General features: G+C 63.6%; 6 protein-coding genes. 3 read left to right on the top strand and 3 right to left on the bottom strand.

Translation table 11 applies throughout. The features are described 5' to 3' along the window. The first annotated feature begins 458 nt into the window (after window positions 1–458). Window positions 459–1094: an HNH endonuclease gene (locus tag HHX31_RS36070; protein ID WP_396712057.1), complete on the top strand. Its 636-nt coding sequence runs from the start codon at window positions 459–461 to the stop codon at window positions 1092–1094. A 133-nt stretch (window positions 1095–1227) separates the two neighbouring features. Here HHX31_RS36070 and HHX31_RS29385 read toward each other — a convergent pair whose 3' ends face one another. Then, window positions 1228–2502, bottom strand: coding sequence for a DNA cytosine methyltransferase (locus tag HHX31_RS29385; protein ID WP_169952257.1), 1275 nt, complete (start codon window positions 2500–2502; stop codon window positions 1228–1230). Window positions 2503–2580: 78 nt separating this feature from the next. Here HHX31_RS29385 and HHX31_RS29380 point away from each other — a divergent pair, with 78 nt between their 5' ends. Next, window positions 2581–3123: a very short patch repair endonuclease gene (locus tag HHX31_RS29380; RefSeq protein WP_311932293.1), complete on the top strand. Its 543-nt coding sequence runs from the start codon at window positions 2581–2583 to the stop codon at window positions 3121–3123. Between the two features lie 49 nt (window positions 3124–3172). On the opposite strand, the gene HHX31_RS29375 is transcribed toward HHX31_RS29380, so the two are convergent. Continuing rightward, window positions 3173–3937: an NgoMIV family type II restriction endonuclease gene (locus tag HHX31_RS29375; protein WP_169952255.1), complete on the bottom strand. Its 765-nt coding sequence runs from the start codon at window positions 3935–3937 to the stop codon at window positions 3173–3175. A gap of 298 nt (window positions 3938–4235) precedes the next feature. Next, complete coding sequence (locus tag HHX31_RS29370; protein ID WP_169952253.1) at window positions 4236–5198, bottom strand: NAD(P)-dependent alcohol dehydrogenase; 963 nt, start codon at window positions 5196–5198, stop codon at window positions 4236–4238. Between the two features lie 103 nt (window positions 5199–5301). Between HHX31_RS29370 and HHX31_RS29365 the strand changes: the two genes are divergently transcribed. Beyond that, window positions 5302–5979, top strand: a complete 678-nt coding sequence (locus tag HHX31_RS29365; protein WP_169952251.1) for a TetR/AcrR family transcriptional regulator — start codon at window positions 5302–5304, stop codon at window positions 5977–5979. Window positions 5980–6022: the final 43 nt, after the last annotated feature.

The raw sequence follows: 6022 nt of genomic DNA, 5'->3' as shown, positions 1-6022 counted from the left end.
GCAAACGCTGGGTCACCCGCTGGAAAGCCGCCCTCAACGCCTTCGCCATCACCTTCGAAGGCCGGCTATCCCCGGCCTCTCGATAGAAGAAATCAGCCGCGAGTTACACCGTTGACTGGACATTCCCCCGTGACCCCGTCAGTGGTGACACTACTCACTCAACTCGTACTGTAAATAGCCATGTGCACCGTGACTAGCATCATCGTATGGCAGAAGGGCGATGAGTGTCGGGCACGTCACGTGCAGATTTGTGCTGATCGTACGGACATACTAGACATTGCTAGGTGACTGCAGAGAATGGTGCTGACAGCCGGGACTACCCTGCTGGGGCCTATGCACCAAATGGCGAACTTTGGTGGCGTCTGCGCTACGCGCCTGGGACGCGTCGGCCGTACGGCGATGAGCGGAAGCTCGCTGCATGGTTGACGTTCAACGTCAACGAGGGGGACACGTTCACAATGACGGACCTTCGGCGAGCGCTGGGCGACAATAATCCGAACAATGCAGAACATTTGAATCGGCGCCTCAGGCGGCTTCGTCGGGATGGTTGGCGTGTCCCTTCAAACGTCGATGATCGAACTCTCCCTGTCGGTACTTATCGCCTGGAGGCTAAGGGGTGGCATCCAGGTCTCGGAACGCGCCCCAGAAGTGAGGAGGTGTCAGCAGCAGATCGGCGCCGCGTCTTTGACAGGGATAATTGGCGCTGCGTCGTCTGCGGGGTAGGTAGCGGCGAGCCCTACCCGGAAGACCCAGCCTCGAGGGCAGTTCTCACGGTAGGTCATCGAATTCCCCGAGACTTAGGAGGGTCTGTCGAGATCGATAACTTACAGACAGAATGTAAACGTTGCAATGAGCCGCTACGGCAGGAATTAGGCCTGCCTGAAACGCTGGCGGAACTACTCCCGCAGGTGCGGCGATTCACTACGGCCGACTTAAAGACACTGTTGTCGTGGTTGCAGGCCAAGCAGCGCATACGGACCCGGGTGGATACTGCATATGACAGAGCGCGTCGTCTATCGGAGGGGGAGCAGGAGCTATTGAAGCAGACTCTCCTTAAGATGATCCAGGGTGATCCTAAAAGCAGTAGTGGGTAGATGTGGCAGTTGTCGTACAGGGATGTGCCGGGCTCTCGCTGAGTTGCTATCCTTTGAGGGCCCGGCACAGATGGCTGCCTGTAACAAGACGCCCCTTTGTGGCTGGCCTGGCGACATCAAAATTACAGCTATGCTAGCTGATCTTTGATCGGTTCTTTAGGAACTGCTCATGCCGGATGTGGTCGTCTTGGCCGACGAAGGCTCGGAATTGACCCAGCTTGTAGGCGATAGCATTGGACTTGCTGCTCATCTCGATATCGAAATCCCGTTTGAGAAGGGCGATCCTGCGTTCCAACTCATGTTGCTCGAGCTTGAACTCCCTCGCCTCGTCGGGCTCCAGGATTCGTTTGACCTCGCGCACGATCTGGTTAACAGTCATGTAGTCGCCACTATCGCGCAGTACCCGGTAGATCGGGTCTTGCGTCCTATCGCGCTTGCGTTCGCCGGTCCCCGCCTCTTTCTTCAAGGCCGCAGCTATCGCTCCGCCAACGGCAGCAGCGACGGGAGGGGGGAAGGCGTTACCTATTTGCCGATAGCGGGAGGTCTTTTTCCCAGTGAAGAACCACGGAAACTCATCATCGTTCCAGCCTTGGATTCGGGCAACCATCTCGGTTGTCAGCTTCGGCATGAAGTCCGGGTCGTCGTGCACAGTCGGTGGGGCGTCAGCTACGCCCAGGGCGTCGACGCCCATCGCAGCCCAAGCGCGCTTAGCCCTAGTGGGCCCAAGGTCGGCACCTCCATGCTTCTTGGAGCCGCCGACTACCGTCGGAGCGATGTCGTTAGCTTTCGCCTTCCAAGCTTCAGCACCTCGCCAACCATCAGATGCCATGAGATCGTAAAGAGTTTCGCCGACCGTCGGAGGCTCACCGACTGGCTCTGGCCAGTGGAAGTAATTGGCAAATTCCTCCTGTAGGGCGACTAGAACAAATCGCGGGCGCAGTTGAGGTACGCCGTATTTGGACGCATGGAGAAGTCGCCATTCGGCTACATAGTTGAGTTCGCGGAGGCGATCCAGGACGTGCTGCCGATAGCCTGCAAAGCGTGGCATGCTTAACCCACGTACATTCTCTAGCAGTAGCGCTTGCGGTCTAACTACTCCTGTTAGCTCCACTGCCCAAGCGAAGAGGTCACGTTCGTCGTTCGCCCCCAGTTGCTTGCCCGCAATGGTGAAAGGCGGGCAGGGAACGCCGCCAGCGAGGAGCGCGATTCCTTCGAATTCAGACGGCTTCCATACGTTTGTGTCGGCAACATCGCCCGTTCTCACCGCCCATTTGGGACGGTTGTGCCGGAGCGTGTTGGAGGCGTTCTCATCTAGTTCAACGGCTAGCGCGTGCGCGAACCCAGCCTTCTCCAAGCCGAGCGCCTGGCCACCAGCACCAGCGCAAATCTCAACGACCTCAAGAGCCACGGAGGTTCTCCTCTAGGGGTTCAGGAACAACGCGGACGTGTACTAGCTGTATCTTCACAGTTGAGGATAGGACTGTTGGTGCTCACCGGTATGGAGGTGTATGCAAGCATGAGTGATGAGGCGCGTAAGAAGGCTCACGCGCTGGGTTTGTATCCGGCGCCGCTCAACGAAGGCCGTTCTCGTAACATGCGAGCTAATCGCCGAAGTAACACTAAGCCTGAAGTAGCTCTCCGTAGTGCGCTGCATCGACTTGGCTACCGGTACCGCAAGGACCTTCGCGTCGATCTTGGCGACGTGAAAGTGCGTCCTGACATCGTCTTCACTGCTCGTAAGCTTGCTGTCTTCGTCGATGGGTGCTTCTGGCATGTCTGCCCTGAGCATGGTCGCCAGCCCACCACGAACGAGTGGTACTGGGCACCCAAGCTTCGCCGAAACGTTGCGCGGGATCGCGCGGCCGACGCCGCGCTGATGGCGGCCGGCTGGCGCGTCGTCCGTCTCTGGGAACATGTGCCTCTGGAGGTTGCCATAGAGGCGGTGGTTACTGCTTTGAGCCCCGAGACCGAACATACGGACGACGATAGAGCATGTGACCGACAGGATTTTAGCGACTCCGGAACGTGATCAGTTCTGTGGCTTGGTGGAAAGCGCTCCCAGTGGGATCGGCGCGGTCCTACCATCGAGCGAGCGTCGGTGCGAGATCGCTGAATGGGCGTACCCGGCCAAGGCCGATGCACTCTTCCCATGCGTCTAGCTGGTCAGTCTGGATGTGGCGCCCGGTAGACAACTCCCGCACTGCCTGATCCAAGGCCCCGTAGGCGATGTGATAGACGGCGTCGACTTCGCCCGTTCCGCGGGCAATGGCGGCCAGCCGACTGGGTAGGGGCTCGGCAGTCACCGTGACCAGGTGGGGGAGGCGCTCCCGTCGATGACGGATCATCTGGTTGTTCTCATGCCTGATGTTCTGTACCCGATCGGAGCGGATGGTCCACTTACAGGACACTGCTGCGTGGAGGAACCGCAGGTCTGAGATGGTTCGGCCTGGGAGGCTGACCGCGACGTCGGGTTTGATCAGATAGTCGCGGCCCAACGTAATTTGCAGCTCCAGGTTCGCCTTCACGAGGCGGTCCACCTCTTTTAGGTGGCTGTACTGGACAAAGCTGCTTATCGGAACGGGTGCACTATGCACGTTCCACTCTCGTTCGTGATCGTGCTCGGGCAGTTCCAGCCGTAGGTGATGTGCGACAGCACGTTCCAGAGGGCGGCCGCTCTTGGGGTCCACCACTCCGGTAGGGATCCCGTCCGGGACGCCAAGCACATCGAGGACCCTGGCCGCAATCATCTTCGAGGCTGCGTTGTCGGTATCGGCAGTGTTCGGTACAAGACCCTTCTTGCTGGTCTTCCAGCCGAGAAGGTCATTAGCGAAGGGGGCGTTCACCTGGGCAACCTCTGGGCGAGATCGTAGCGGGGAGCCCACTCTAGTCGCTGACTGTCGCAGCTGGAGCCGACACAGCATTCGGCTTCGCGCCAGGCCGAGCGCCTGCCGGGCCGCCTACGTCGACGTTGCCGCCTTCGTCGGCCTCGAACTGTACGAGGGGGTCGACAAGGACGGCGCGGAGCGGGCGTTCGACAGCCTGGTCGCCGTCCTCGACGACATGGGCCCGGTCGTCCGCCGCGCCGTACGCTCCCGCCTCCGCAGGGTCGGCTCCGCAGAGAGGTGAGTCGGTGGATCGCCCTCAGCTGACCTTGACGACGTACTTGCCGCGCACTCCGCCCGCCTCCAGCGCGCGGTGGGCCGCCGCTGTCTCCTCCAGCGGGAAGCAGGTGTGCACCACAGGGCGCAGTCTCCCTTCCGCCACCTCACGGGCGAGGTCGTCGAAGAGCGCTCGTTTCGGGTCCCCGCTGAAGAAGCGCACCCGGCCGCGTCCGTGTACGGCGCTGGCGGCGATGTAGCCGAGTGAGGCGGCGAGCCGTGTCAGGTCGAAGGCGATGGTGACCATGCGCCCGCCGGGCTTCAGCAGGCGCCGGAAGGCCGGCAGGTCGGTGCCCACGGTGTCGAGGACCACGTCGAAAAGGCCCAGTTCACTCGGCGGGACGGCCCGGTGGTCGATGGCGTGGTGGGCGCCGAGCGTACGGACGAAGTCGAGGTTGGCGGCGCGGGCCAGGGCCGTGACTTCGGCGCCGTACGCGTGTCCGAGTTGGACGGCGGCGTTGCCTACGCCTCCCGCGGCGCCGCGCACGAGCAGTCGTTCGCCGGGGCGCAGTCCGGCCTTGTCGCGCAGCGCCGTGATGGCCGTCGTCGCCACCGGCAGCGCGGCGGCGTCCACCAGATCGAGTCCGTCCGGGACCCGGCCGAGCCGCTCGGCCCGGACTGTCACATACTCGGCCGCGCTGCCGAATCCGGTGCGGCCCACGATGCCCCACACCCGGTCGCCGACCGCGACGTCGGCCGCCCCGGGGCCGAGCGCGGCGACCTCGCCGGTGAAGTCCAACCCGACGCGTTGCGGGAACCTCCGTCCGGTGAGGAGACGGATCCTGCCGGAACGGGCCGCCAGTTCGCCGCCGTTGACGCTGAACGCGCGCACCCGCACGAGCACCTCGCCGGGCGCCGGTTCGGGGCGGGGCACCCGGCCTACGTACAGCACCTCCGGGCCGCCGTAACGGTCGAAGAGCACGGCTCTCATCATGCGGTCGTCCATCGTTCTCACCTTCGCCAACCGTGGCCGCGTGGGGGATCAGGCTTCGAACGTAGGCTCATAACCGGACGGCACCGTCCGTTTCGACCGGAAGTGGGAGACAGTGGTGGCGGAATCCTCTCGGATCGACGGCCCGGAGTTGCGGGCCGACGCCCGGCGCAACCGGGGACGCATCCTCGTCGCCGCCCGCGAGGTCTTCGCCGAGCACGGGATCGACGCGCCCATGGCGGCCGTGGCCCGGCGGGCCGGGGTCGGCGTGGCGACGCTTTACCGGCGTTTCCCGACCAGGGACGCCCTGGTGCGGGCCGCGTTCGCGCAGCAGATGGAGACCTGCGCCCGGGCGCTCACCGAGGCGCTTTCCGACCCCGACCCCTGGCGGGGCTTCCAGCGGCTGATCGAGACGGTCTGCAAGCTTCAGCGGCAGGAGCAGGGCTTCCCCGCCGCGTTCCTCGCGGCGTTCCCGCAGAGCATGGCCGCACACGCGCAGGCCAGAGGACGGGTCGAGCGTGACCTCGCCACCCTGGTCCGCAGAGCCCAGGCGGCGGGCGCGCTTCGCGCCGATTTCCACCCTTCCGATCTCGGCGTGATCCTGTTGGCCCACTGTGGTCTGGTCACCGCGCTGCCGCATGACGGTGCCGCGTCCCGGCGCCTGGTGGCCTACCTGCTCCAGTCGTTCCGCGCCGAGGCGGCTCACGGGACCCTGCCTCCGCCGAGCGCCCTGTCGCTGCGCGATCTCCCGCTCGCCCCCGAAAGCTCCCAGCGGCAGCGGCCCTTCAGGGCCTGACACGGACCGCCGTTAACGTGCTGTCCTGAAGGTCCGGAGGGCA

The sequence above is a fragment of the Microbispora sp. H11081 genome, assembly GCF_012999535.1.
Classification (GTDB): Bacteria; Actinomycetota; Actinomycetes; order Streptosporangiales; family Streptosporangiaceae; genus Microbispora.
The sequence above is the reverse complement of the archived record's forward strand: the minus strand, read 5'-3'. Positions and strand labels throughout refer to the sequence as shown.

What these genes read in the sequence shown, in the direction of transcription:
- HHX31_RS36070 (WP_396712057.1), top strand. Translation starts at nt 459, where the DNA reads ATGACGGACCTTCGGCGAGCGCTGGGCGACAATAATCCGAACAATGCA.
- HHX31_RS29370 (WP_169952253.1), bottom strand. Translation starts at nt 5,198, where the DNA reads ATGGACGACCGCATGATGAGAGCCGTGCTCTTCGACCGTTACGGCGGC.